The sequence below is a fragment of the Buttiauxella sp. WJP83 genome, from assembly GCF_027594725.1.
GTDB classification, from domain to species: domain Bacteria; phylum Pseudomonadota; class Gammaproteobacteria; order Enterobacterales; family Enterobacteriaceae; genus Buttiauxella; species Buttiauxella selenatireducens.
Window position 1 is genome coordinate 82,451 of sequence record NZ_CP110081.1, and the last position, 22,870, is coordinate 105,320.

26 protein-coding genes are annotated in these 22,870 nt (G+C 46.9%); 19 read left to right on the forward strand and 7 right to left on the reverse strand.

All coding sequences use genetic code 11. From position 1 onward, the window contains the following. The first annotated feature begins 89 nt into the window (after positions 1–89). The 8 genes from OH773_RS22200 (at position 90) to OH773_RS22235 (ending at position 5,370) form a co-directional block, all read left to right on the forward strand. Entirely contained in the window at positions 90–1,193 is a 1,104-nt protein-coding gene (locus OH773_RS22200) for a thymidylate synthase (RefSeq protein WP_270146172.1), read from the forward strand. 1 nt (position 1,194) lies between these two features. Then, on the forward strand, positions 1,195–1,608 hold the full coding sequence (locus OH773_RS22205) for a hypothetical protein (protein ID WP_270146174.1): 414 nt from the start codon (positions 1,195–1,197) through the stop codon (positions 1,606–1,608). Further along, positions 1,605–2,081 carry a trimethoprim-resistant dihydrofolate reductase DfrA51 gene (gene dfrA51 / locus OH773_RS22210; RefSeq protein ID WP_270146177.1) on the forward strand — a complete coding sequence of 159 codons (477 nt, stop codon included), beginning with the start codon at positions 1,605–1,607 and terminating at the stop codon, positions 2,079–2,081. The genes OH773_RS22205 and dfrA51 overlap by 4 nt, the downstream gene beginning before the upstream one ends. Then, positions 2,081–2,725 carry an AAA family ATPase gene (locus tag OH773_RS22215; protein WP_270146180.1) on the forward strand — a complete coding sequence of 215 codons (645 nt, stop codon included), beginning with the start codon at positions 2,081–2,083 and terminating at the stop codon, positions 2,723–2,725. Before dfrA51 ends, OH773_RS22215 begins: the two co-directional genes overlap by 1 nt. Before the next feature lie 63 nt (positions 2,726–2,788). Further along, positions 2,789–3,208, forward strand: a complete 420-nt coding sequence (locus OH773_RS22220) for a hypothetical protein (protein ID WP_270146182.1) — start codon at positions 2,789–2,791, stop codon at positions 3,206–3,208. 9 nt (positions 3,209–3,217) lie between these two features. Further along, positions 3,218–3,775: a 3'-5' exonuclease gene (locus OH773_RS22225; RefSeq protein ID WP_270146185.1), complete on the forward strand. Its 558-nt coding sequence runs from the start codon at positions 3,218–3,220 to the stop codon at positions 3,773–3,775. A 120-nt stretch (positions 3,776–3,895) separates the two neighbouring features. After that, on the forward strand, positions 3,896–4,744 hold the full coding sequence (locus tag OH773_RS22230; RefSeq protein ID WP_270146187.1) for a hypothetical protein: 849 nt from the start codon (positions 3,896–3,898) through the stop codon (positions 4,742–4,744). Between the two features lie 395 nt (positions 4,745–5,139). Beyond that, a complete protein-coding gene (locus OH773_RS22235; RefSeq protein WP_270146189.1) occupies positions 5,140–5,370 on the forward strand; it encodes a hypothetical protein in 231 nt (76 codons plus the stop codon). Between the two features lie 663 nt (positions 5,371–6,033). Here OH773_RS22235 and OH773_RS22240 read toward each other — a convergent pair. Both OH773_RS22240 and OH773_RS22245 read right to left on the reverse strand, forming a co-directional pair. Continuing rightward, positions 6,034–7,149, reverse strand: coding sequence for a UvrD-helicase domain-containing protein (locus tag OH773_RS22240; protein WP_270146192.1), 1,116 nt, complete (start codon positions 7,147–7,149; stop codon positions 6,034–6,036). Beyond that, on the reverse strand, positions 7,146–8,798 hold the full coding sequence (locus OH773_RS22245; RefSeq protein WP_270146195.1) for an ATP-dependent nuclease: 1,653 nt from the start codon (positions 8,796–8,798) through the stop codon (positions 7,146–7,148). The genes OH773_RS22240 and OH773_RS22245 overlap by 4 nt, the downstream gene beginning before the upstream one ends. 1,197 nt (positions 8,799–9,995) lie before the next feature. On the opposite strand from OH773_RS22245, the gene OH773_RS22250 reads away from it, so the two are divergent. Together OH773_RS22250 and OH773_RS22255 are read left to right on the forward strand one after the other, a co-directional pair. Beyond that, complete coding sequence (locus OH773_RS22250; RefSeq protein WP_270146197.1) at positions 9,996–10,565, forward strand: hypothetical protein; 570 nt, start codon at positions 9,996–9,998, stop codon at positions 10,563–10,565. 130 nt (positions 10,566–10,695) lie between these two features. Beyond that, a complete protein-coding gene (locus tag OH773_RS22255) occupies positions 10,696–12,381 on the forward strand; it encodes a DUF4942 domain-containing protein (RefSeq protein ID WP_270146205.1) in 1,686 nt (561 codons plus the stop codon). A gap of 116 nt (positions 12,382–12,497) precedes the next feature. Here OH773_RS22255 and ydfZ read toward each other — a convergent pair whose 3' ends face one another. Continuing rightward, a complete protein-coding gene (ydfZ, locus tag OH773_RS22260) occupies positions 12,498–12,701 on the reverse strand; it encodes a putative selenium delivery protein YdfZ (RefSeq protein WP_270146379.1) in 204 nt (67 codons plus the stop codon). A 221-nt stretch (positions 12,702–12,922) separates the two neighbouring features. Here ydfZ and OH773_RS22265 point away from each other — a divergent pair, with 221 nt between their 5' ends. From OH773_RS22265 to OH773_RS22305, 9 genes are all read left to right on the forward strand, one after another. Continuing rightward, complete coding sequence (locus tag OH773_RS22265) at positions 12,923–13,120, forward strand: hypothetical protein (RefSeq protein ID WP_270146209.1); 198 nt, start codon at positions 12,923–12,925, stop codon at positions 13,118–13,120. 158 nt (positions 13,121–13,278) lie between these two features. Next, positions 13,279–14,505: a hypothetical protein gene (locus OH773_RS22270; RefSeq protein ID WP_270146211.1), complete on the forward strand. Its 1,227-nt coding sequence runs from the start codon at positions 13,279–13,281 to the stop codon at positions 14,503–14,505. Positions 14,506–15,937: 1,432 nt separating this feature from the next. After that, a complete protein-coding gene (locus OH773_RS22275) occupies positions 15,938–16,153 on the forward strand; it encodes a hypothetical protein (RefSeq protein WP_270146213.1) in 216 nt (71 codons plus the stop codon). 13 nt (positions 16,154–16,166) lie between these two features. Further along, positions 16,167–16,382, forward strand: a complete 216-nt coding sequence (locus tag OH773_RS22280) for a hypothetical protein (protein ID WP_270146381.1) — start codon at positions 16,167–16,169, stop codon at positions 16,380–16,382. A gap of 93 nt (positions 16,383–16,475) precedes the next feature. Next, on the forward strand, positions 16,476–16,799 hold the full coding sequence (locus tag OH773_RS22285; protein WP_270146215.1) for a hypothetical protein: 324 nt from the start codon (positions 16,476–16,478) through the stop codon (positions 16,797–16,799). A gap of 67 nt (positions 16,800–16,866) precedes the next feature. Beyond that, entirely contained in the window at positions 16,867–17,178 is a 312-nt protein-coding gene (locus tag OH773_RS22290; protein WP_270146217.1) for a hypothetical protein, read from the forward strand. A gap of 198 nt (positions 17,179–17,376) precedes the next feature. Next, positions 17,377–17,658: an ABC transporter gene (locus OH773_RS22295; protein ID WP_270146219.1), complete on the forward strand. Its 282-nt coding sequence runs from the start codon at positions 17,377–17,379 to the stop codon at positions 17,656–17,658. A gap of 193 nt (positions 17,659–17,851) precedes the next feature. Continuing rightward, positions 17,852–18,334 carry a hypothetical protein gene (locus OH773_RS22300; protein WP_270146221.1) on the forward strand — a complete coding sequence of 161 codons (483 nt, stop codon included), beginning with the start codon at positions 17,852–17,854 and terminating at the stop codon, positions 18,332–18,334. Positions 18,335–18,600: 266 nt separating this feature from the next. After that, positions 18,601–18,759 carry a hypothetical protein gene (locus OH773_RS22305; RefSeq protein WP_270146224.1) on the forward strand — a complete coding sequence of 53 codons (159 nt, stop codon included), beginning with the start codon at positions 18,601–18,603 and terminating at the stop codon, positions 18,757–18,759. A gap of 224 nt (positions 18,760–18,983) precedes the next feature. On the opposite strand, the gene OH773_RS22310 is transcribed toward OH773_RS22305, so the two are convergent. From OH773_RS22310 to OH773_RS22325, 4 genes are all read right to left on the reverse strand, one after another. After that, positions 18,984–19,634, reverse strand: a complete 651-nt coding sequence (locus OH773_RS22310) for a hypothetical protein (protein ID WP_270146226.1) — start codon at positions 19,632–19,634, stop codon at positions 18,984–18,986. Positions 19,635–20,267: 633 nt separating this feature from the next. Next, positions 20,268–20,798: a transcriptional regulator gene (locus tag OH773_RS22315; protein WP_270146383.1), complete on the reverse strand. Its 531-nt coding sequence runs from the start codon at positions 20,796–20,798 to the stop codon at positions 20,268–20,270. Between the two features lie 215 nt (positions 20,799–21,013). Continuing rightward, on the reverse strand, positions 21,014–21,292 hold the full coding sequence (locus OH773_RS22320) for a hypothetical protein (RefSeq protein ID WP_270146228.1): 279 nt from the start codon (positions 21,290–21,292) through the stop codon (positions 21,014–21,016). Between the two features lie 2 nt (positions 21,293–21,294). Next, positions 21,295–22,854, reverse strand: a complete 1,560-nt coding sequence (locus OH773_RS22325; RefSeq protein ID WP_270146230.1) for a DEAD/DEAH box helicase — start codon at positions 22,852–22,854, stop codon at positions 21,295–21,297. Positions 22,855–22,870: the final 16 nt, after the last annotated feature.

The window sequence follows — 22,870 nt, forward strand, 5'->3', positions numbered from 1 at the left end:
ACCTTAACTTCTGGTTTTACAATCTTTTCATAGATAAACTTGCATAAAATAATGTGTATGTACTTACTTATTTATTTGTGGGGTTTAACTTGTCTATTCTACTGAATCGAGAGCATACCAACGGCCAACTGACCAGTTCGTCGTATGCCAAAGTTATTGAAACGGTGCAAAAGACAGGCGTTCACGCCGGGGACCGGACCGGCACAGGTACAAAGAGCGTCTCTTATGTACCTTCTTACTACATGCTTACTGGCGGCTCTGTTCCATTAATCTCCGGAAAAGCCGTGAACCTGAAACCGCTACTGGTAGAGCTGGAGTGGTATCTCAAAGGAACCGGCAACATTGCGTTCCTGAAAGACAATGGCGTCAAAATCTGGGATGCCTGGGCTGACGAGAATGGCGACCTGGGACCGGTTTATGGCAAGCAATGGCGTCGCTGGGGCGATACCCGCATCGTTCCACGTAGTGAATACCTGAACAAGATCGACACGTTCAACGAGCGTGGCTACAAGGTAGAAGGTTATCTTGGTGTCAACGAAGACCGTGTTGTGCTGTCCCGTGAAATCGACCAGCTACAACGTATTGTCGATACGTTGCGCACCAACCCTACAGATCGTCGCATCCTGCTAAACGCCTGGAACGTTGGCGAGCTGGAGGACATGAAGCTTCCACCTTGCCATTTTGTTTTCTCATTGTGGAGTCGTGAGCTTGATTTTGAGACCCGACTGGCAATGGCTACCGACATTGGTCTGCAACACAATCGTCACGGTCACGAGTCCATCTACACCCAGATGTTGTGCATTCTGGAAAAGGACGGCGGCATCTCCGAAAACGTACTGGACGCATTAGGTATTCCAAAGCGCATTCTGAACTCCTGCCTGGTGCAGCGTAGCGTGGATACCTTCGTGGGTATGCCTTTCAACATTGCCGGTTACGGCATCCTGACTCACTTCCTCGCGAAAATCACCGGCCATATGGCTGGCGCGTTTGTGCATTTTGGGTTTGATGTTCATCTCTATGACAACCACATGGAGGGCGTTCAGGAGCTGATGGAGCGCCAGACCCCAGAGCATTCCGATCCGGTCGTTATCTTCCCGCGCGAGTGGGCTGAACTGGACGACTTTAAATGGGATGGCGTGCAGATCTGCGGTTATGAACCGCTCCCGTGGATCAAGGTTCCTGTGGCGGTGTGATATGGCCAGAGGCATGTATGTACTGTGTGAACTTGAAGGTGTGCTGGCGAATGTCAGCCATCGTAAATCAGTCCCTGACGCAGATGCAGGTGCTCTCATTGCCGGTGATGAACTCATCTTTCCCACCAGCCGCATGTTGCGTGGTTTTGCTCGCTCCGGTGCTGAGGTGGTGCTTATCAGTCGTCGGCCAGAAACACTGGAAGCCCCGACAAAACGCTGGCTGAAGGACTTTGGCATTGATTATGACTGGCTCCATCTCGTACCGCATGGCGTTAGTTTTGACACACACATTAAGCGCACGCTGGCCGCGCACAAAGGTGATTTGCTGATCGCCGCACTTGTCCACGACCCGCGACTGCGCTCTGCGCTGGCTGATTCCCACCAGCGTCCAACTATTTATGAGGTAAGCCAATGAAGATGATTGCAGCTGTTGGCCGCAATTATGAAATCGGTATTGGCAACGAACTACCCTGGCGTTGCCCGACCGATTTAAGTCTGTTCAAACAACTCACTAAAAACGCCACTGTCGTGATGGGACGAAAGACGATGGAAAGTCTCAAGCGCCCGCTTCCTGAGCGCCACAACCTCGTTCTGACGCGCTCTAATGGGTATATCCCAAGTGGATTTTACCCTGCTGGTGTGGAGGACGTTTTGAAGCTGCCAGATCCGGTGTGGGTGATTGGCGGCAGCCAGATTTACGCTTTGTTGATGCCTTACGTTGAAGAGATTTGGCTGTCACACATCGGTATTGAAGTGCCGGGTGCTGATGCGTATTTCCCGGCGAAAATGATGCGCTCACTGGGCTTCTCTCCGGTCGATACGGCGTACACCAAAAGAGAGTCTGAGGATGAGCCTGGCTTTTTGCAGATAGTTTACAGAAGGTCGTAATGGATTATCGGATAGGGATCGCTGGCGCACAGGGCAGTGGAAAAACAACCCTGGCAAAGTACCTCGATGACCACTTCGGCATCCCCTACGTGGACGCTGGTGTCGGTAAGCTGATGAAAAGTCTGGGTGTGAAAGTCGGTGAATCTATGCCGCTTTTTGAACGATTGCAGGTGCAGATGGAGATTGCCCGTCACATCGAGCTGATTACGCGTGGTGCGGAAGGTTTTGTTATCGACAGAACCCCGGCTGATGTCATGGCTTACACGTTAGATTTGGTCGGCCAGACCAATGAAGACAGGTGCATCGAGCTGGCAATGGACATCGAGCGCTTCTGTCACCAGGCGGTAGTTTCCAACCTTAATGCAGTCGTCGGGCTTCGACCTGGTGTCGCGCTCACCAATGCAGATTTTAATCGCGAGCAACGTGCCTCTCTCGACCGTCTATATGTCGCTCGCATTGACGCGCTGATGTGTGGCGAACTCACCAAGATAAACGCGCTGCCTCATATCGGTGATTTGCAGGTATTCGTTGTTTCAGAGAAATGCCGCACGGTTGCTTCACGAGCCAAATCGGTAATGCGTGTGCTGGACAGAGCCGCTGAGAAAATCGAGCGCCGTGCAATAGGTCGTGTGACCTTGCACTGATAGTTGCTCCCCTATTGAGCGTTGAGACAATACAACACGCGAAGCTAATTTAGGAAAAACAGAATGATAGAAGAACTCACCCTATCGGAAGAGTTAGATCGCAAGACGATCGAAGCATTGATCCGTATCGCTGACGAGCAGTCCAGGTCGCTGATGACTGAACGTGAAGCACGTCTGGCAGTTCGTGCCGTATTTGAATCTGTGCAGGGGCTTGTTGGGGAAAGCGTTGGGGAGGCTATCAACGCTGCAATGTCACAGTTCAATGGTGGCACAAAGCGCCCACTGTTCCCCATACACCTGAAACTTGCTGGCGGCGCTGTTCTTTATGTCTCCGTTTGCCTGGAATCCAACCAAATTAACGTCCTCAATGCCACGACAGGTGAATGGCGTGACCCTGTAGTCTGTGAAAGTGGCGAGGAAGCATTAAAAAAGGCCGCTCAGTTTGTGCGTAGCGCACTGCTGAAAGGCGCCAAAAAGCTGTAAGGAGTGAAAATGACTACGATTGTCGGTGGCATCGATATTGAGTCTACAGGTCTGGACTTCACATCCGGCCATAAGATCATCGAAATTGCCATTACCCGCTACGAGCTGGAAACCCAAAAACAGATCGACAGCCTTGAGATGCGCTTCAATCCACGTAGAAGCATCGATCCGAAGGCACAGGCGGTACATGGCATCTCTTTAGAAGCGTTGGCGGCAGAGCCGTTGCTTTCCGACCATGCAAGCCAGATAGCTAAATACATGGGAGAGTGCGGTGTATGGGTGGCGCACAATGGTGCTGCGTTCGATATTCCCTTTATCCGTCATGAATTTAGCGGATACGGGATAAAACTACCTGAAGTTACGCTGATTGATTCAATGTTAGACGGTCTCTGGGCCACTGAGGACGGAAAGCGTCCCCGCCTGGAAGAGCTGGCGTTCTCACTTGGCTTTATCTACGACAGAGAGAAGGCGCACAGCGCGCTCTACGATACCGATCTCATGATGAAATGCTTCTTCAAAGCACGAGAGAAATACGGCTTCTTCAAGCTGCCAACTGAAAGCGCCTGATGGCGCTTTTTTCTTGCCTTAAATATATCTAACTGCCTGTATTTGCGGCTTTTCAACCTAATAGGTTTTGTCAAAATACGCTCATCGAAACGTAATGACGTACAACAAAGGAGATGAACGATGAAGCATGTAGACAACGCGGTTAAAAACAATGATCTGGACGAGCTGACAGCTATGTTGCAATCGCTGGATGATCCTGCGGAGAAAGCAGTCAGAGCAAACCCTGTACATGATGATATTGACGATTTGCTGGCAAATCTGGATAGCAATATCGCCAAACCCGTTGAAGTTGTTGCGGAAGAAGTGATGGCAGAACAACCTTCAGAAGCCAACAACCTTGCCAATGTGTTTGAAGAGCTTGAGAAGGGGCATGAGTCCGTCAAAGTGGTCGAAGTGATCGAGACGCAAGAACCCTCCCAGGAGACTGAAGCACAACAAGAAGCAGAGCCTGCTGTGGCTGAGAAGGTAGGCGAGGAAGCGTTGAATAATCCGACGACGGAAACTTCATTCAAAGACAGCCATGTGCCAGACCGTATTAAACAGAAACCTGATCGCTCATCGAAGAAACAACGCTTTAGCCTAGAGTCTAAAGACGAGGCTTTCTTCACCGGCGCAGGACTGGAACGTGGAGTCTTTATGGAGGCGTTTGAAAAAGCACCCGTTAAGGCGAAGGACAAAATCAGCAACCTGTTGAACTGGTTTGGTGGTGGGCCCGAAATCAGCATCTACACGGTTATCGCAATACGTCACATCCTCGAAACGAAGGACGCGACTAGCAATAGCATTAAGCTGGCGCTGATGAGCAACCCGGAGAAGCCTTACCCTTTAAATACGGCTTCGACTCAGGCAGGCCAGATGATGGCAGTATTTCCGGCGACAGGCATTGCCACCAGAGACGGTGGAAATTTAACACTCAATAAAGCGTCGCCACTCGTCAAAAAATTCATAGCGGAGTATTCCATTGGATGACGTCCCCCAACCCAATCTAAAGCCCCTTGAGAGCTTTAGGACGCTGGGTAAGCCCATCGCATACCCAGCATCGATAAAACGCTTCAGAGAGCTTCCCGCTCGCAAATCTGACGCGTTCTTCTTTGTTTGCCAATCAATCTCGTAAATGGAAAAATAGGTATGTAGTCACCTAGTTAATGGATGGCATAAGAAGGCAGTTTAACGATAGTCTGGGTGTTCATCTTGTTGCCTGCTTCCGTATATATAAATAACTAAGTACTAAATTATTAATATACAGAGGCAGGCTTTTTAAACGTGAACAATCCCCAGACCGAAACTCACTTCCAGAACCCACTTAAATCCCGCTCCAGAAGCTTTAGAATCGATTTTGTGAACCAAAGTAAGGAAAACCCATTATGGTATACCCGACAAACGTTGTAGCGCTCGTAGAGAGCGATTTTCTGGCGAAAGTTCGTGAGATGATGAAAGATCGCGAAAAGGCGTTCGGACTCTACGAATGGACGCTGAAATGCCTGCATACAGGCGAGCACAAAGACCTGGTAGAGCAACTGCTGGGAGAACTGATTAACGAGGTCTTCGCGTTGAAGGTACAACTTGATGGTCGACAAAATGAGCAACCAAAATAATCGGTAAGTACTTACCATTTACCCTGTTATTTGACAGTGATAATATTAACGGGCTTCCGGACCCGTCCGGAAGCTCGAACCGGTGGGTGGAGGATAGCGTCACTGGCGCCGGGTTTAAAAAAGCTCACTACCAGCGTAGAACCAGCCCTTTTGGGATCTGGGGAAGGGGGAACCAAAGTGAGCAGAGAGAAGGGTCACTACTTAATTGTCGAGTCTGGGATTTCTGAGTGGTTGTACTCAGGCTCCCCTTTAAGAAGTGTGGGAAGATCTCGGTTCTGGGGTGCTGTCATCCATAACTTCCCAAGCCTAAGCTGGCAGTAGACTTAGGTCATAACTTTTCAGGTTATGAAACGACCAGGTTGGTGAGGGATTTTAGTACTCACCTCCCTGGGAGAGTATTACCTGAAAAGACAACCTCTCACTTCGTTCGAGGTGAACTTCACTCACTTCGTTCGTTCAGTTCAGGTTTTAATAAAACCTGTTCTGGGAAGTAAGTTTTTAAATATTAATACACGCACGGGTGCGTGCACGCGCGAGGAAAAAATCGTCGTGGCGAATGTTTCTGGGGCCGTTATGACTACCATGGCATAACTAGGCAGCTATCAAACAGTCACAAATCCGACTGCAAACCAATAGAACATGACTGTGAGGCCTTCAAGCTCATTACCCAGAAGCGTAAATTTTAATCCCGTTCGAGTTGAACTTCGCACTACCATTAAAAACAATCGCAACACTTTTAACAGGTCTAGTCAGGCCGACATACAACTTGGCGCGCGAATCATTGGTGAGTTCTGAATTATTATCCTGAAACCACCGTAACATGGGTTCGGTGGGATAGATGATTACACGTTCAAATGTCAGGCCTTTAGATGTGCCGAATGTAAAGACAGGATGCCGTTCATCCACGGTACGCCTCTTATCCCAGCGTAGTTGCACAGGGGTGAAAGTTTCTAGGTAGTGACCCAGTAATTTCACAGGCAGTAGAAAGACTCCGTCATGACCAGACAACTCATGTACGTTAGAAACTGAAGGGGAAAAGGCAGGATAGAGCTTATTTGCAAAATCATTTATTTCATGAAAGCACCGGAAGTTCTCATTCAACATTTTGTCATCGACGGTGACCCCAGATGCTTTGTCATCAAAGAAATTCACTATGGCTGCTTTCTTGTATTTCGCATTTTTTTCAGTATTGACGGTACTGTAAGTAGCCTGACGAGGGTCCCCAACCAGTGTGATCTTTATGGGAGATCTAAAGAGAGTCTGTAGAAGTTCAAGGTCATATCCAGCTAAATCCTGAATCTCGTCCACATAAATCTCGTCAAAACAGGAAGCCAGACGGTCGATGACTTTTCCATGCGATTTCTCATTGCAGCGAAGGGACAGTTTAGCCATTTTATCTGAATAAACTTTAAAATCAGGGCTAAAATAGTGAAGCCTGAAATCGTTCTCACCCCAATAGACTGTTCTCCCTCCCACCTTATAAGGCCTCTCACCGGATTTACTGCTGCAAAGGATCATGCCTCTAACGTCATAATCAAACAGACATCCCTGATATGGTTTTATCCAATGTTTAATCAGAAAGGAAAACCATGTGATGACATACAGATTCGGTGGGACACATCCATTCTCATTAATGATTTTGACATTGATCTCATCACGGCAAGCTTCTGTAAACGTTGTGATCAAAACACGCTTGCCTGAGGCTGCTGACTTTAATGCTTCACAGACCACAAACGTACTTTTGCCTGCTCCTGCAGAAGCTATGATGACTTTATTCATTTTATTGCATCCAAGATGTACTGCGGATACTGAACACTCAGAGTCGCCGTGTTCTTATAGTTGAATATCTTCAGTGCACACTCAGTCTTGTTTGCACGCATGAAAAGACGCAACTCATCATCAGATGCATACTCTTTACCTAATATGGTATTCAAACTCACCAAGCTGTTCGATTTCAATAATTTTGGTTCAAGCGTATTGTAGTTGTATTTATTTGCACCCACCTTTAGCGTGCCAGTATCAATTACTGGGTCAAAACAGACATCAATATGCGCTTTTTTATTCCCCCCCAGATAGGCGTCGTATTTCTTCCGGAGTGCAACAATATCGCCATCATTGTCAGTAACTACTCGGGTGGATTTGTCGATGATAGCGGCAATTTCCAGAAATCGCAGAAACGAGATACCAACTGAAATTACTTCAATGCCGTCTTCAATGGGCAATCGCCCTCCGTTAGCATCCATGTATGCCTTCTGAACTACCAACTCGTCCGAATCGCCTTCGACCAGTATTGCCTTTTTGCACAGAACCATCCGCAGCGTGTCGTAGCCCGCGATTTTTTCAAAAAACTCCTTCGTTCCCGAAGTCAGTGATGTAAGTTTGGTTGTTTTGCGGTTCGAGAGGAAGATCAGATCGCCCAATCCGAGCTTGTTTGCAACGAAACTGCTGTGAGTCGTGATGATGATCTGCTTGCCTGCGCAATTATCTTTGATGGTCTTGATGAGCAGGTTCAGCTTGGTATGTGAAAGGTTATTTTCTGGCTCCTCAATCAGAATGATATTCGACTCTTTCGCTTTATTGTGGGAAAGCGCCAAGTGCGTCTTCACAATGCTTTGTTCCCCCTTCCCGATGTAGTTAAACGGGACATCATCCAGGCAGGTAATCAGGCTTGATTCCCATGCCTTTTGTGAGGAAAGCTCAACCGAAATAGTCACCTTTTTACTGGTTATCTTGCTCGCACTAATGATTTTTTGGTTGATGGTTTCGATAGATTTGTCTGTTATGAAGGTTTCTTTCATCTTACGGTGCGACTGAGAAACACTAATGACCTCATCTTCCGTCAGCAAATCTTTAATAATTCTGCTGATGTAGACATCAGATCCATTGTTGCCTCTGGCCGATGATGAATCGATAAATGCAGACTTGAGGGGGATGTTGCGCGATAAAAGCGCATCCCTGTTGAAGCCTTTCCACTCAATATCGTAATATTCGATAGGCAACGTTCTGATATCACCTGCTTTTAAGAGAGCCTCGTAGGCGGCCTTATAATCCTCGTTAAATTTGATTTTGAACACAACTCCTACCGAGGATGATTTCAGGCAGTTACCGTCCCCTTCGAGGAAAACGGTATCAGGCGTTTTTTTAAAGTGGAGCTCAACGAACAGTGCTGGCGGAGACAATTTAGCTGGGGTTGCAAGGCTGGCTAAATAGTCCCTCACCAGTTGATCGTTAAAGAGATACTGGCTGATGTTGTTCTTTACTGGTTTACCAGCATACAAACCAGTCAAACCCAGATTAATAGCCTCGAGAATAGTACTTTTCCCCGCTTCATTATCGCCAACGATAATGTTCACTGACTCATTGAACTCGATGCAAAATCTGTCTTTGAAACCTTTAAAACCCTCAATAATTAACTTTGTGATAACCATTAACATCTCCGTTTTATGTTATGCGTAATCAGTTTAGGAAAATATTCCTGATCAAAAAGTGGATAGGGGTTTATGATTTAAGTTCGATATCAACTGGGCGATTGACCTATTCCCCATTGATTAAAATACGCCAATGTTAGTAATGCCTCTATCGGTTGTTGGGACAATTGTGAACTTCCGCATCTCGCCCAAAGCAGAGCATGGGTAAAACAGTCTGGAGAATATTGCCTCGTACTTAGTGGCTGATAGGCTTCTTAAGCATAATTTTTCGTCACAAAATGATAGGTAAGTATTTACTTATTAATTGTGGTGTGTTATCTTAACTGCCGTCAGGATGACGATGTGTCGGTGAGGCACAGGTTCCAGGATGGAACGTTAACAAAGGCGGCTGGCTTGTCCAGCCGCAACTCTTTCTGACGTTAGAAGGAACTCACATGGTACGTCTCAAATCCCACTCCTATTATCGTAAATCCCCTCGTTCGTTGCGTCTGATTTTGGCCGAGCTATTAAGTGGTCAGGTCTCCGCACGCATGGCGGATCTGGAGAGGACTGTTGCGGAGCTCCAATGCCGAGTTGACGCACAGGCGAATGTACTTGCAAACCTAGGGGCAATGACTGCCTCTACATCTATTCGTGAGACAAATATGTCTCGCGTTCAGCGAACCACCCAGAAAAACACGGAAAGTTCATATGGAAAATTTTCAAAGACAGAGAATGAAACCAATGGCCTACGGAGTAATTTTGGCGTCTCTGACGGCTTTAGCCGTACCAGCCGGTCAGAGTCTGTTGATGCAAGATTTGACCACAACCACAACTCCCTCTCACACGACCGTACAAACATCAGAGGATTCACCTACCTCTCTGGATGGAATGATTCTGGATACGATACCTCAAGTTCGTCCTGTAATTCCTGATCATCACCATGCTGCGACTAAAGCGACGGTGTAAGTTATTATATCAAGACAACAATTTGTTTAATTAACTAAGAAAAGGTTAGGCTCAGTGATTGTGAATGGCCCATTTAACAACTGTCTCGCAAGTTGTAATTGATTGAGCGCTTGGAAATGGAAGAGTTAAAACGCCTTCATTGATCGTTTGCATTGGCATCAGCCTATACGTATCGATTGCCCCCCTCTTCCATCTCGCCAAAATTAAAGCATCTAGAAAACAATTTGTTAAAGAAGATAAGTAAATAATATGTACCAGAAATGCAATGCCAGTGCCGCAGAAATGAATACAAAATTTGAATCGATGGACGCAGCAGAACTGGTCAAGATGTTGGCCATCGTGCGCGGTATTGAGCGTACCTCCATTCCAGAACGCTTGATTGCTGTTGCTGAGTTTGCATCTCTTTTTGACGAGCCAATGCAGATCGTCGATTTAGCCCATCATCTTGGCGTTCACTATCTTGCCGAGAAAGAACGTGCCGACAAACTGCAGGCGACTCTGGAAATGGTAAGCGAGCCTGTTCGCCCTTCTGTCATCGACAAGTCAGCCGAAGACATGGCCAGTAAGGACCGTGAAATCGCCGGTCTGAAATCCTCCATCGCGATGCTGATGGCTGCCTTCAAACTAATGTCGGCTCAGTCTGCTTTTAAAATGCCTGATCTGAAAAGCGATGACCCGATGGCCGTTCGCCAGCTGCTGGGTGCAATGGCAGACCAGCTGGACGCCACCAGAAACAGCTTGGAAGACATGATGCGCGAGCTGACACATCGACACGACCTCAACAAGCAGCTGCACAAGATGCAGCGAGTGAACCACTAATCGAAGGAGGCGTAAGCCTCCTTTTTTTACACCTCACATCAGCTGCAGTGCCTGTGATTACTACTTTTATGCCTTTTCTACTTTGAGATAATAACACAAACAAGAAAACAAATTGTTTAATGGTGTAATTATGAATGCAGACCTTTCAACCATTGATTCCATCAACTCAAACACTGACATCGATTACCGCCAGGAGATGAACGTCATCCACGAAATTGTGGACGAGTGCGAGAAAGAGATCGCGTTCATGCACCAGGTTCACGACTTCGTTTATGGCGACAAACGCCATGAGATGATTAACCGGCTGCTGCGCCTTAACCATCGTCCGGACGACGAGCGCACTCGGTTTAACAGAGCCTGGCTGGATAAAGTCGACCTTGAATGGGTGAAGCAGAACATCTGGGCTGAGTACTGGAAGAAGGTCACGGATATGACCAATGTCCTGCTCATCATGCCAGCTTCCCGCCGCGATGAATGGCGTGAACAGTTCATCGAGGGGAAACTGGAAGTTATCAAAACAGACCGCTACGGCTGCCAGATGAAAGTGAAAGAGTTCGTTGGAGTGCCGGAGTTCAAAGCGGAAACGGTCATCCCAACAATGGTCAATATGCTCAATGATCGGCACAAATATCTCTCCGAGCGCGTGTATGGCTTGTTTAAGGCACTGAGTCCATCACACAAGACCAACAAGACATACGGCTTTAGTGAGCGGCTGATTATTGCCAACTGCATCACCGATTTCTGGAATAGCAGTGTCAGTCTGAACTACCGGAAAGAGGACTACATCGACGACCTGCGCGTCATGTTGCACTTCTTTGCGCATAAGGAGTTCATCACTATCAGTCGAACAACGGAGATGTTCTCAGCCGCATACAGGGCGAACTATTGCAAAACCGGTGACTGGTTAAATGTGGACGGAAACCTGATGCGCGTGAAGATGTTCAAAAACGGCAACGTCCACTTCGAGATACACCCAGATGTCGCCTGGAAGCTGAATGAGGTGCTTGCGTACAGTATGCCGGCCGCCATTCCAGCACCGTGCAGAACCGCACCCAAAACGCGTGCGCCAAAAGAGTTCGGCTACATACAGAAGACGATTTCTCAAACTATACGCACCACACTGCGCGACGGGCGTTACGATAAGGCGAAAGACGCTTGGTATTTTTCTGACAGCAACCTTCAGAAACATCAGGTTGAAGAGCTGGAACGCGTGCTTAACTTCATTGGCGGCGTGAAGAACAAAGTACACTGGCAGTTCCCGTATGTGGTTGACCATACGCTAAACACCATTGTGGCCACAGGGCTAATCCCGGACGTTAAATCGCACCAGTTCTACCCTACTCCGCGTGTGATTGCAGAGTACGTGGCAAGAGCCATCGACCTTAAGCCGGGTGAGACTCTACTGGAGCCGGAAGCCGGGCGCGGAGATCTGCTTGCCCACATTGAGACGGAACCTGAAAACGTAACCTGTATCGAAGTTGCACCAATGTTTGCCGACATATTGCGTGGCAAGGGGTACACAAACACGATCTGCGGCGATTTTCTCAAATGGTCTGATGCCAATGCCGGGTATCAGTTCGACAAGATTGTGATGAATCCACCCTATTCGCTTGACCGCCACAAAGAGCATACCCTGGCAGCTTTGGGGCATCTGAAAGTGGGCGGGCGTCTTGTGGCCGTATTGCCCGGGGAAGCGTCTGCATTGAATTGGATGAAGCTGGATAACTACATTTACGCCAAAGGTAAAACGTTCATTGATGAGTTTGAAGATACTGGGATTACAGTGAGCGTATACGTTTTTAAACGCTCACTGTAATAGAAAGAAGGCGGACGTACGGCTCTATTTAAAAGGCCACTTTTTTGTGGCCTTAAACATTTTGTTTTCAAGATTATCTTATTGGTTAAAACAATACTCTGGCTCTTTAGATTCTATTAATGGAGTTCCAGTCTTACCAACTCCATTGGGCAAAACATTCCTTCGCAGCCTTCAATTTCAACACTCTCAGAACGACGAATTTGTTCCGCCGATCTCCCTTCACTATGGATAGCCTTGATGACACCAATCAGGCCTTTATTGAACACCATAACCCGGCTTCCGGTGGCGATAGCGTTACGGTAGCAGTCATAGGTCATCATCATCTCCTCCTTTCACTTGGGTCAAATCAGGTTTTAAAAATTGCCGTTTTTCATGTAAGTGCGGTTTGCAAAATCTCAAGTGCCGAAACAAATTGTTTTCACCACCTAGTTATTGCCCAACCTCAACATTGCCATAGCAGACCGTAAACATCTTGTTTTCTACCTTTTGTTATTTGAGATAATAACGCCAATAAGAAAACAAGTTGTTTAAGGAGTTAAACATGTTTGGAACCACCAAAAAGACTATCGAAAAGTTGGATAACTACCCGGAAGATGAATCGCAGCTGAAAATTACTGAATCCTATAAGACAGCGGTGATCAGCACGACCCACGTTACACAGCATGACTCTGAGTGCCTGCCAAACATCTGTTTTGACCCGCAGCGTGAATTGGGTAAACGGTATGGGGTACGGATGTAATATCCGCCCAGGTATTCGTTAACCTGCCTGATTGGGTTAGGGCTGGCGAAAGAGTGGGTATGGATGGATACTGAGTTGCGCGAAAAAGAGTGCACGCTCTTGCATGGGAAAAAATCAATAAGCGCTAAATATAGTTTGCCTCTAACATGGAGCCGAGTATGACCGAAACAGCTTATTCTAAATCTCTACAAAAAGAAGTCGACCCTGAGCAATACATGGAGTTAAAGGCTCTTGATGATGGTTCAGTACATTCTGTTGCTCGAGAAGATATCATTTGCCCTATTTGCAAAGTTGGAGGCGGCACGTTCGTGAGAGCCTCACGAAGCGAGGGGTATAACAAGAAAGCTCATTTCAGGTTTGCTGGTGAAAATGGCGAAGGCCACCATCCATCATGTGATTTCTATGGAGACCGGCTCTCATCAGAAGTTAGCCAACATTTGGTCAGATTCACAACAGACCGGACAAAGTATTCTAAAGTAATCAGAAAATTGGTGTGCGCAGGTCTTCAGGAGGAGATTTTCACTCAGGAAAACATGCGCCAGATGAGGGAGTGGTTTTTCAACAAACGAAAGGAATCAACCTTCGAGATCTGGCTGGAAGAAGAAGATTTGTTTTGGCTTGAGTTCATTTCCGGCTTACGTTCTTCCCACTTGGCATGGACAGATTCTGATATTCTGCCATTTTCCCCAATTCAGGCTACGGTTCCTGGATTTTTGTGGCCGCGAGCGATCGACAGAGAAGCTGTTCGAGTTCATCAAGCAACACTTCTGAAATTACGCGAACTCTCTGTTTACAAACGAGACATATCATCAATTCTTGAGCACCTGACTAAAAATCGAGGCCGAATGATATTAGACCCGGTGCTTCTTGAAGATGAGATTAGAAAAACGCTTAAACTGACCGCTTTTATTCGAGAAAACTACGTCGAATTTAAGACCAAAACCGTAAGCGAAAAATCCTATGCCGAAGATAAGTTCCTTGCTTTTGCCGCACTGTTACTATTTGTCTCTGAGTGGGATATAGACACGGCGATCAGTAAATTTTCGACGATAGCGCGTGTGCGTGAAGTCGACGATATGCTGGCAGGTAATTTCATAGGCTTGAACCCATACTTCCGTTACGATGTTGCAAGCGCGGTTAAAAGGTTGCAAGACGCATGGCCTATTGAGTATAAAAAAATTGAACTTCATGATGTTGAGCAGGCTATGCGAGACATGTATGAAAAATACAGCCAATCATTGAGATTTCCCGTTCCTCCATTAGCGCCATTACTTCCAGACATTTACATAACCCAGCATCAAAAATGGGAGCAGAAAGAGGCAGAAATTGAGGCAATGATAAACCCCGACGCGCCAAATCCCTTTGTAGGATTTGATGACATCTAAGTTCAACTCGTTGACATTGGCGGTCACAAATTGAGGATTTCTATAAGAGTCCGTTGATCGCCACTTTCCACACCACCCTACCCCACTCAATCCCAGGCGTGATAAGGCGTTTGAGACAATTACACCCATAAGAAAACAAATAAATAACACATCAACGTAAAGTCAACGCTTTCCCCTGATTTGGTCTAAAAAGTTGACGTTTTCGCACGCTATCTCTTATACCCAAAATCCTGCGCACCAGAATCCATTTCCCTGCATCGATTGCATCGAAAACGACTCGTGATGCCACCCAAAAACAGACACGCTCAGAAGCGCTCCCGTTGCGTTATATGAGACATCTAAACAAGTTGTTTTCAGGCATAATTAAACAAGAGAACAACACACTCATGAAACCCAGGCACGCCATTGCCCACAATCCCGGAAACACCCACCTCTTCCTGTCAGGCTACCGAGAACACAACCCGCGCGTGCAAACCCCTACACACCATTACCCAATACACGGAGAAGAACAGCCAAAACGAAACCCCGGACAAACCCAGACCAGAACAGGAACCGTCGCCATCTCGCTTACCCACCATTACCCCGGAAGAGAACGCAAATTCCTGAATATCAGGGAACGCCATTACTTCATATGCGGAGAACAACTAAAGCGCCCTACTGCCATTACTCCATACACGGAGAAGAACACTCCCCCAAAACGACGAGAACAACCCAGACGAAAACCTTGAGAAGAACCACCTCAAGAAGAACGAAACCACATACGCCGGTAGAGAGAACAAACCACCCATTTCCCCCCAAGGAATACTCGCCGTATGGAGCGTCATCAGAGAGAAGGTATATGCCCCCATAAGAGGGAAAATCCGTAGAGATTTAACTGGAGGTATAAGTGCTATGGGGGAGAGGTGGGTCGCTTCTTTTCCCGTATTTATTCAAGCCATAGTTTTCATCCCCCGTAACACCCCTACGGTCAGTTCGAAACATCCAGGGAAAAGGCTATGACCCTCTCGGGAAACGGGAGCGTCGCCGAAGGGAAAAGGCTGGAGGTTTTCAGCGAAACGGTGGGAGTGCCGTCATACGATTCGGGAGAAGGTTAGCTGCCTGTCAGAGAACGGTTACATCCCGGTACAGAACGAGGGACGACTGCGGGAGTGATGAGGTGGATACGCGGGGGGCGTGCCTTACTCTTCGCTCGCCTTAAACTTGCGGGAGATATTCGCTCCCTTTCATGCAACTGCTGGACTTCATTCTGCCAGACCATCCTCGGGTCTCAAGCAGTTTCAGTAGGTTTTTGGGATGAAGAATATTATGTCCACCAGCCCTGATACTCACTACCCAGCCTGTCTCTCCCGACAAGGAATCCTTTTTCGCCTATGTCTTATTTCGATAATAACACCAACAAGAAAACAAATTGTTTAGACAAAGGAAAAAGCGTATGTACAAGCATCTGAATATCAGCATCACTCTCTGTGGCGAGGAAGCGTCTTCCGAGTGTCAGATCTCCCTCGATGACGTTATCCGTTCCCAGGAAGTTGCTGGTCGCGTGGCGACGCTCATCTCTGAAGGATACAGAGAAGGGTCGTTTGATTTCCATATCGAGAACAACCCAATGTCTGTTGCGTGGAACTGCACAACGTCAGAAACTAAGTGAGGGTGAATAGATGATTAAGATGCCTTTGATGGTTGAAGTGTGGGGCGTGGATTCTCTTGCTGAGTGTCTGGATGGTGTGGGACCGGAGCTGTATAGCAAATTGTGGTCGTTCGTACCAGCGGAAGGCGAAACGCCCAAAGGGAAAGATGTCTGGCATCAGCTGACCGAAGAAGAGAAGCGGGAGCTGGTTGACGCGCTATACAGTGAGTTCCCGGACGCCGAAGATTGAGAACGAGGCCACCAGCACGGTGGCCAAAAAAGTTGACCAGCCTAAATGCGATAGTGAATAGACTGGAGGCCATCGTAATTATTGGAGTCAAAAATGCACTACTACACCACCTTCAACCCCAACACTGGCGACTGCTTCTTAATTTGTTTGGTCATTCGCGATATGGAGGATTTCTACCCAACACCTGAGGTAGAAGAAGACATCGTTGCACTAGTTCAGTTACGAGGGGAAGAAATCATCTGGCACAAGAAAGGCACTGATGGTGAAAACTACCACTTTAATGAATATCTCATGAAGCAAGACCTCCTTATGTACAAACAGCTTGATGAAGAGACATGGGTTTTCGATGTGCCATTTTCTTGTATAGCCAATGATTCGGAAGTCACCTATTCGTGGAGCACACCCTCATTAGAATGATTTTATCCCGTTCTCATCTCTGTATTATTTACACCAACAAGAAAACAAGTTGTTTACGGAGATGATTATGAAAAGCGCGATGATTATCAAACTGGACGAAGGACAGCGCCGGAAAGAGCGGCCATCGACGACAAGCCAGATGACCTTGCTCGACATCGTCGCTAATGGAACGGCCATTCGCCTCTTTAAAGAAACCATTGTCAGCATCGATATCGGCGTGAAAAAGCGTTACGTAATGAGTGTGCGTCGTCAGAGTGGAAGAGGGTGGATTGCCAAACAAGTTATCTGGCCAGAAGGGGAGTTGGAACTGGCGCTTCTTGAGGTCAATAAAGTCGCCCAACAAGAAATACAGCGAGTGACCGTTCTGGCAACAGCTTGATCATGTGCAAAAGCGTTTAGTCGACCTTACGACAGCCCCGCCTTCCTTACGGGGCTTTTTTATAACAGTCCTTCCCCTGCGGTATCCACCAGCCTGATGGATAACTTGCTGCCTATAACAAATTGTTTTCTGCCTTATTCGTATTGCGATAATAACACCAACAAGAAAACAATATGTTTACGCAGTGAGGATATGCACATGACTGATTTCACTATTTCCCCTAAAGCTGAAAACGTATGGCTGGAATCATGGCTCGACCTGTCACCGGCAGAACAGCAGGAAATGGATCACGTTGAATACGACGAACAGGGCGATACTCGTTTCTTCCGTTATCAGGATAGCGTGTATGACATTGCCGACTTTATGCGTGACGAACGCTTCCCGGAATGGCACGCAGGCTACCCACTCAATGCCTTCGCGATGCTCATGATCCGCGTTACTGATTCAGGCGACTCTGTCGACGTCGGATTGCTCCACTAAGAGAACAAGGCCACCCATGCTGGTGGCCTTAAACAACCATCTTCTTTCCCGCAGGCAAAACACCCCACCTGTTACCGCCAGGCTACCGACCCATCTCTTCCCGTCCGGCTGCCTAAACAGAGCGCTTGGACGCCTCATACGCATAGCGATAATTAAACCATTAAGAAAACAATTTGTTTAAAGGACTATCGAAATGAACTATATCGCTACTGTAGACACCGCAGCGCATGGCACTATTTCCATCAATTACTCTGACATTGAAAACAACGTACTTGGCCCCTGGCGTGACAATGTCACCATCGAGCTGTCCGGAAAAGAGAAGCAGCAGATCGCCAATGACATTACCTGCAACCGTCGCCACAAACGCGTGTTCGAAAAAGCCTATGTCTCCACCAGCGGATTCGGTGTGTTCATTTACCCGGTGACGCGTGGCCGCTTCTGCCAGTCAAAACTGGTCGACTTCGCAACGCAGATAGCCATTTGGATCAGAACCTCTTCCGGGTTCAACTTCACAGAGCAGGAAGCCATTAGTGAAGGAATGCGCATCGCCAACAACGCTTTTAAGTGTAAAAGCGTCACTTACGAAGCGGGCATCGATATGTGGAGTGTCTCGTGTGGCGAGTACGTGAAAGAGGTGTACGCAAAGAACCGTATTCACATTCTTGCTGGCAAGTAAGAGGGGAGGGGCTGGAAACGGCCCTTTCTTTTTGTCCACCAGCTGCCGCAGGGAAAGTTAGAAACGGTCAGAAAGCTGTTCGGGCAACCGTAGGGAAACGGCCATAGAATTTTCGGGAAACGGCTGGGTTTGCCTTTATGTAGAAAACAGAGCGTGAGAAGCCCAGAATCGCACCAGAAATTGCACAGAGGTGCTGGGGTGATGCTGGTGGCAGTTTTTGACTCTGAGACATCCAGATAGCTTTCGCTATGTGATTATGTGAATCCGTGGGTAAACCACTGCAAGCGCGTACACGTCGCGCCAACGTGTTAATGATACGCGAGCGCGTGCAACTACTGCCAGAATTGCCGACACGTCCCGATAAACAGCGCGGATCACGTCGCCAGATATCGCCAGACGATGACGCCCACGATACGACAAAATAAGCCATACGCTAAAACGCCACACCTCGCATTCTGAGCACATTTTTCTGTTAGCTATAGGAATGTATTACCACACTAAAAAACGCGTCATATTGGCGTTTTTGTGGCGTTTATTTTTAGTGAGTTTTGGTGAATATCAGACAAGAAAAACGCGCCAACAATGGCGCGTTATGGTGCGGATCAGGAAACGAAAAAAGCGCCCACTATGGGGCGCTAGATTCATCTAATTAAGCTTTGAACGCTTCAGCCAGATAGTTATAAAAATCATTCTTAATGAAACGATATTGTTGTGATCCGTTTTTCGCTGCGCCCATTCCTTTGATTTTCTCAACCAGTCCGAGACGTTCGCAAAGATTGATTAATTGGTTAGCTTGAGTGTATCCAGCGTCCAATTTAATCTCATACGCTTTTTTGGCTTCATTCATCAAATCGAATACAGCGCCATTAGTAAATGTTTCCAGTTCGTCGCTAATCATATCAATTAATGCAAACACACGAGATCCGGACATATCAGCAACTGAATAAACACACTTGCCATCTTTGATTGATTTAACCAGATAAACCAGTTTTTCGAGAGAGTAGCTATTAGTCATTGCTTCACGGAAAAATGTTTCTGGCGCTTGTTTGCTTGCTTTAATTGCGTAGTAGAAGACGCCAGACAATTTATCATCATTAACAGCGTTCAAAACGTTGTTGGTGAAATATGCAAGTTTAGTAGTGGCTGCAAGCATGTTGGCTTTATCTGCTTTGGTGTAAGTACCATTTTGCACGCGCTCATTGTATGTTTGAGTAGCTTGATCTGCTTTTACTTGAAGTTCTTCAGTGATAACTACAGCAGCGTCGATGATGGCTTTTTTAGAGATGGTTACGTTAGACATGATTTTAATCCTTATGTAATATTGAAAACTTAATTTGTTTTTTATTTATCGTCAGCGTGTTCGCTTTCGATGTGGATAATTATCGATATACAGAAATTAAAATCAATGGTTTTTTACGCGTGAATGGAAAAATTTTTTCTTAATTAAAAATCAAAGTCTTAGAAATTTCTCGTTAATTGTGGAAGGTGTTGCATAAATAAATTCCCTGCTCGGTCAATCGCCCTTATATATTTAAATAAAAATAGATGTTCGAGAATTAAATATAACGGTGATTGCCCATAAAATAATAACCGGACTTAGCCGGTTATTACCCTTATAGATTTATTGAGCAGATTCGACAACTTTGCGATTGGTCTCAAAGAGCGAATCGACAAAGTCTGCCGATGACTCGTAGACATCGCACTCATACATCTCCCGCTCACCTGGTGAGAGTCCCTTACAGAGTTCGACGTTCTCGCCAATGGATTTGCCCGCTTTCACCGCTGCCGAGAACTGATACATGCAAATCGACACTTTGTCCGAGGAGGAACAGACGTCGTTCATGAGGGACTGAATAACTGGCTTAAAATCCATAGCTGAAACAGCCGTGGAGGACGCTAGAAGAATTGAGGATAGTAAAATCGCTTTCATATCTTAAAACGGTAAAATTCGTTCAACCCAATCGAAGAGGATGACCATCTTCCGACCCTCTCCAATGCCAAGTGTGACCTGACAAGCATCAACGCCTGAAGACACACCTTCAATTTCACGGCCATCCGCCATGTAGACCCTTATAGACTTCTGAGCTTCATGGGCCTGACGACAAATTTTGAAGAAATCGCGGCGAGATGGCCGATTGTCCACATAGTCAGGATGGACAGTAAGACGACCGGTGAAGTCGTGGGCAATGCCTTCTGTCACACCTGATTCGATGGTGCTAACTCGCTCAAGTGGAAGCCTTATACGATTCTCGTTATCGAACGGGGCAGGGCATAAGTCGACTTTGTTACGTGACGACATGAGACCCTGAACGTACATGCAGAACACATGACCATCTTCCATCGTGACCCTTACAGGAATTAGAGATTTACGCCAGAACATCAGCGCTTTCTCCACGTTGGAATAATCCCGCGGCCAGACCTCTGCTGGGATGCCATATGTGATATCAGTGATAGTCATAGTCAGCCTTTAAATCAGTCTGCAACATGCCAAATTGAATGTCATAACCACGCTTAGGCGATTTTAGTAAGTTGCTTCATCTGAGTGACGCCCCCTATTTTAATCAGGTTTAGAAGGCTACTGAAGTACTGACCTATGAAAAGAAGGGCGTATGTAGTCATCTACATACGCCCAGAAAGGTATTTTCTTGTTTGAGGTGCTATGCGTATCAACCTAACGTGTTACTTCAATCTCTTAAGCACATCTTCAAGGTCTTCCTTCGTCATGCCAGAATTTTCGTAAATCTGTATGACCTTTTCGCGAGCTTTGGCCGATGCCTCTAGCGAGGCAGCTACCTTGCCAAACTCAGTTATTGTCATATTGCTGATAACCAAATTGATAATTTCAGCTTTAGACAATTTGATGTTGCGTTCGCGAAGACGAGCTTTAAACGTCTCCAGCTTTTCGTTGGCTTTCTCAGTTAGTGGAACCTGACAGTTAATCACGCGTTTTTCGCTCATGTTCAATCTCTTCTCAAAACACTAAAATCAAAGGAACTTCCCACGGGCAGTACTCCTTCAGAAAAACCAGGCGTTGTATCGATGATATGCTTCCGCTCATATGAATGAGACATGAGGTACTTGTTGCTTACATCGATGAAGTCGGTAATAAAACACACGTTTGCCTGGTTCTTTTTGGCTCGCAAACCACGACCTACACGCTGGCGCATCTCCACTTCTGCTTTTCCGCCACCAGCAAGAATTACCGCTCCAACACTCGGTACGTCGACGCCCACATCCAGGATGGTTGAACCAATTAGAACATCAATCTTACCGGCCGCCAGGATGTTTAATTTGGCTTGCCGCGTAGACTGATTGGATTCGCCATAGATGAAGTCGACCTTGAGACCGGACTCTTTCATCATTTCCATCAGAATTTGCCCATGACGTTTCAGGCGAACCAGTGTCATACAGTTCAGGGCGTGACTTTTGTACATCAGGGCTTCTCGAACGATTGCCTCGTTCCTTGCCAGGTTGTAGACAATCCCCAGCTGATAAGCCTTTTGATACGCTGTACTCATTCCCACTCTGAAATTGAGATGTTTTGAGGCCAGCTCCGCTTTTATGCGAACCTCGTCCGGAGTGTACGCGATTTTATGATAGAGGAAGAATGGCTTCGCTAAAATACCTCGATCTATCAGGTATTTTTCGGTGACCTTAATCTCAATGCGCCCGGCAACAGCCATTAGACGCATATTTGCTTCGGTTGAGTCCTTCATGAATGGGGTGGCGGTTAATGCCAGTCGGTAGTCTGCATTGACACACAGACGCGCGATTTCATAGAAGTTTGAGCCGGAAGATTCGTGCGCTTCTTCCAGAATCAGCAGTGATACGCTGGAAAGGAAACGCTTTACCAACTCCCGACGCTTGAGATTGTAGGATTTCTTTTCAGGAGTGGCGTCATGGGCAGGTTCTTCCAGGAAACTCGCCAGGGTTTGCACTGTGGCGACATTAATATGGCGCGAAACCTTGAACTCACCAGACCCGATAACTCCAACTTTCTGGTCTTTCAGCCACGGTTCGCCATTTTCAGCGCGGTAGTCGATGGATTTCTGGAAATTCTCGGCCATCTGGAACATCAGAACCGAACGCGTGGTTAAAAATAGCGTCATACGACCAATTCGTGCAGCAGCCTTACACGCTACGTTCGATTTACCACCACCAGTCGCGATCTGCGCAATCATCATCCCTTCGCGCACCAGTGTTTCGACAGTCTGATCCTGATACGCATAGTCAGGGTTATATGGGAACGGATTGACTACAGGGTTCGGTTTGCCAAGCGCTGGGGCTTTATCTTTGCGCACGTGCACGCATTTGATGCCTGCCTTATTCAGATTGGCGGCCACTGGTTTTGCAAAACCAGCCGGGAACGCGTTTTTGCTCCAGTTGAACATCGTGCTGGTCCCTTTCCAGTCTCCAGCCTCCACTTCGTAGCTCAACATCTCCTGAACAAGCCGTTTTACTGTGTCGTCAGCGCCAGAAATCAGCGCATTGACGGCATTCGATACAATTCGAACTGTCATAAACCTCTTTCCTTAG

Coding starts and splice junctions, on each gene's coding strand:
- OH773_RS22245 (WP_270146195.1), bottom strand. CDS start 8,798: ATGGTTATCACAAAGTTAATTATTGAGGGTTTTAAAGGTTTCAAAGAC.
- OH773_RS22255 (WP_270146205.1), top strand. CDS start 10,696: ATGAATGCAGACCTTTCAACCATTGATTCCATCAACTCAAACACTGAC.
- OH773_RS22220 (WP_270146182.1), top strand. CDS start 2,789: ATGATAGAAGAACTCACCCTATCGGAAGAGTTAGATCGCAAGACGATC.
- OH773_RS22290 (WP_270146217.1), top strand. CDS start 16,867: ATGAAAAGCGCGATGATTATCAAACTGGACGAAGGACAGCGCCGGAAA.
- OH773_RS22225 (WP_270146185.1), top strand. CDS start 3,218: ATGACTACGATTGTCGGTGGCATCGATATTGAGTCTACAGGTCTGGAC.
- OH773_RS22320 (WP_270146228.1), bottom strand. CDS start 21,292: ATGAGCGAAAAACGCGTGATTAACTGTCAGGTTCCACTAACTGAGAAA.
- OH773_RS22310 (WP_270146226.1), bottom strand. CDS start 19,634: ATGTCTAACGTAACCATCTCTAAAAAAGCCATCATCGACGCTGCTGTA.
- OH773_RS22285 (WP_270146215.1), top strand. CDS start 16,476: ATGCACTACTACACCACCTTCAACCCCAACACTGGCGACTGCTTCTTA.
- OH773_RS22265 (WP_270146209.1), top strand. CDS start 12,923: ATGTTTGGAACCACCAAAAAGACTATCGAAAAGTTGGATAACTACCCG.
- OH773_RS22215 (WP_270146180.1), top strand. CDS start 2,081: ATGGATTATCGGATAGGGATCGCTGGCGCACAGGGCAGTGGAAAAACA.
- OH773_RS22300 (WP_270146221.1), top strand. CDS start 17,852: ATGAACTATATCGCTACTGTAGACACCGCAGCGCATGGCACTATTTCC.
- OH773_RS22240 (WP_270146192.1), bottom strand. CDS start 7,149: ATGAATAAAGTCATCATAGCTTCTGCAGGAGCAGGCAAAAGTACGTTT.
- dfrA51 (WP_270146177.1), top strand. CDS start 1,605: ATGAAGATGATTGCAGCTGTTGGCCGCAATTATGAAATCGGTATTGGC.
- OH773_RS22275 (WP_270146213.1), top strand. CDS start 15,938: ATGTACAAGCATCTGAATATCAGCATCACTCTCTGTGGCGAGGAAGCG.
- OH773_RS22230 (WP_270146187.1), top strand. CDS start 3,896: ATGAAGCATGTAGACAACGCGGTTAAAAACAATGATCTGGACGAGCTG.
- ydfZ (WP_270146379.1), bottom strand. CDS start 12,701: ATGATGACCTATGACTGCTACCGTAACGCTATCGCCACCGGAAGCCGG.
- OH773_RS22250 (WP_270146197.1), top strand. CDS start 9,996: ATGTACCAGAAATGCAATGCCAGTGCCGCAGAAATGAATACAAAATTT.
- OH773_RS22270 (WP_270146211.1), top strand. CDS start 13,279: ATGACCGAAACAGCTTATTCTAAATCTCTACAAAAAGAAGTCGACCCT.
- OH773_RS22295 (WP_270146219.1), top strand. CDS start 17,377: ATGACTGATTTCACTATTTCCCCTAAAGCTGAAAACGTATGGCTGGAA.
- OH773_RS22325 (WP_270146230.1), bottom strand. CDS start 22,854: ATGACAGTTCGAATTGTATCGAATGCCGTCAATGCGCTGATTTCTGGC.
- OH773_RS22205 (WP_270146174.1), top strand. CDS start 1,195: ATGGCCAGAGGCATGTATGTACTGTGTGAACTTGAAGGTGTGCTGGCG.
- OH773_RS22235 (WP_270146189.1), top strand. CDS start 5,140: ATGGTATACCCGACAAACGTTGTAGCGCTCGTAGAGAGCGATTTTCTG.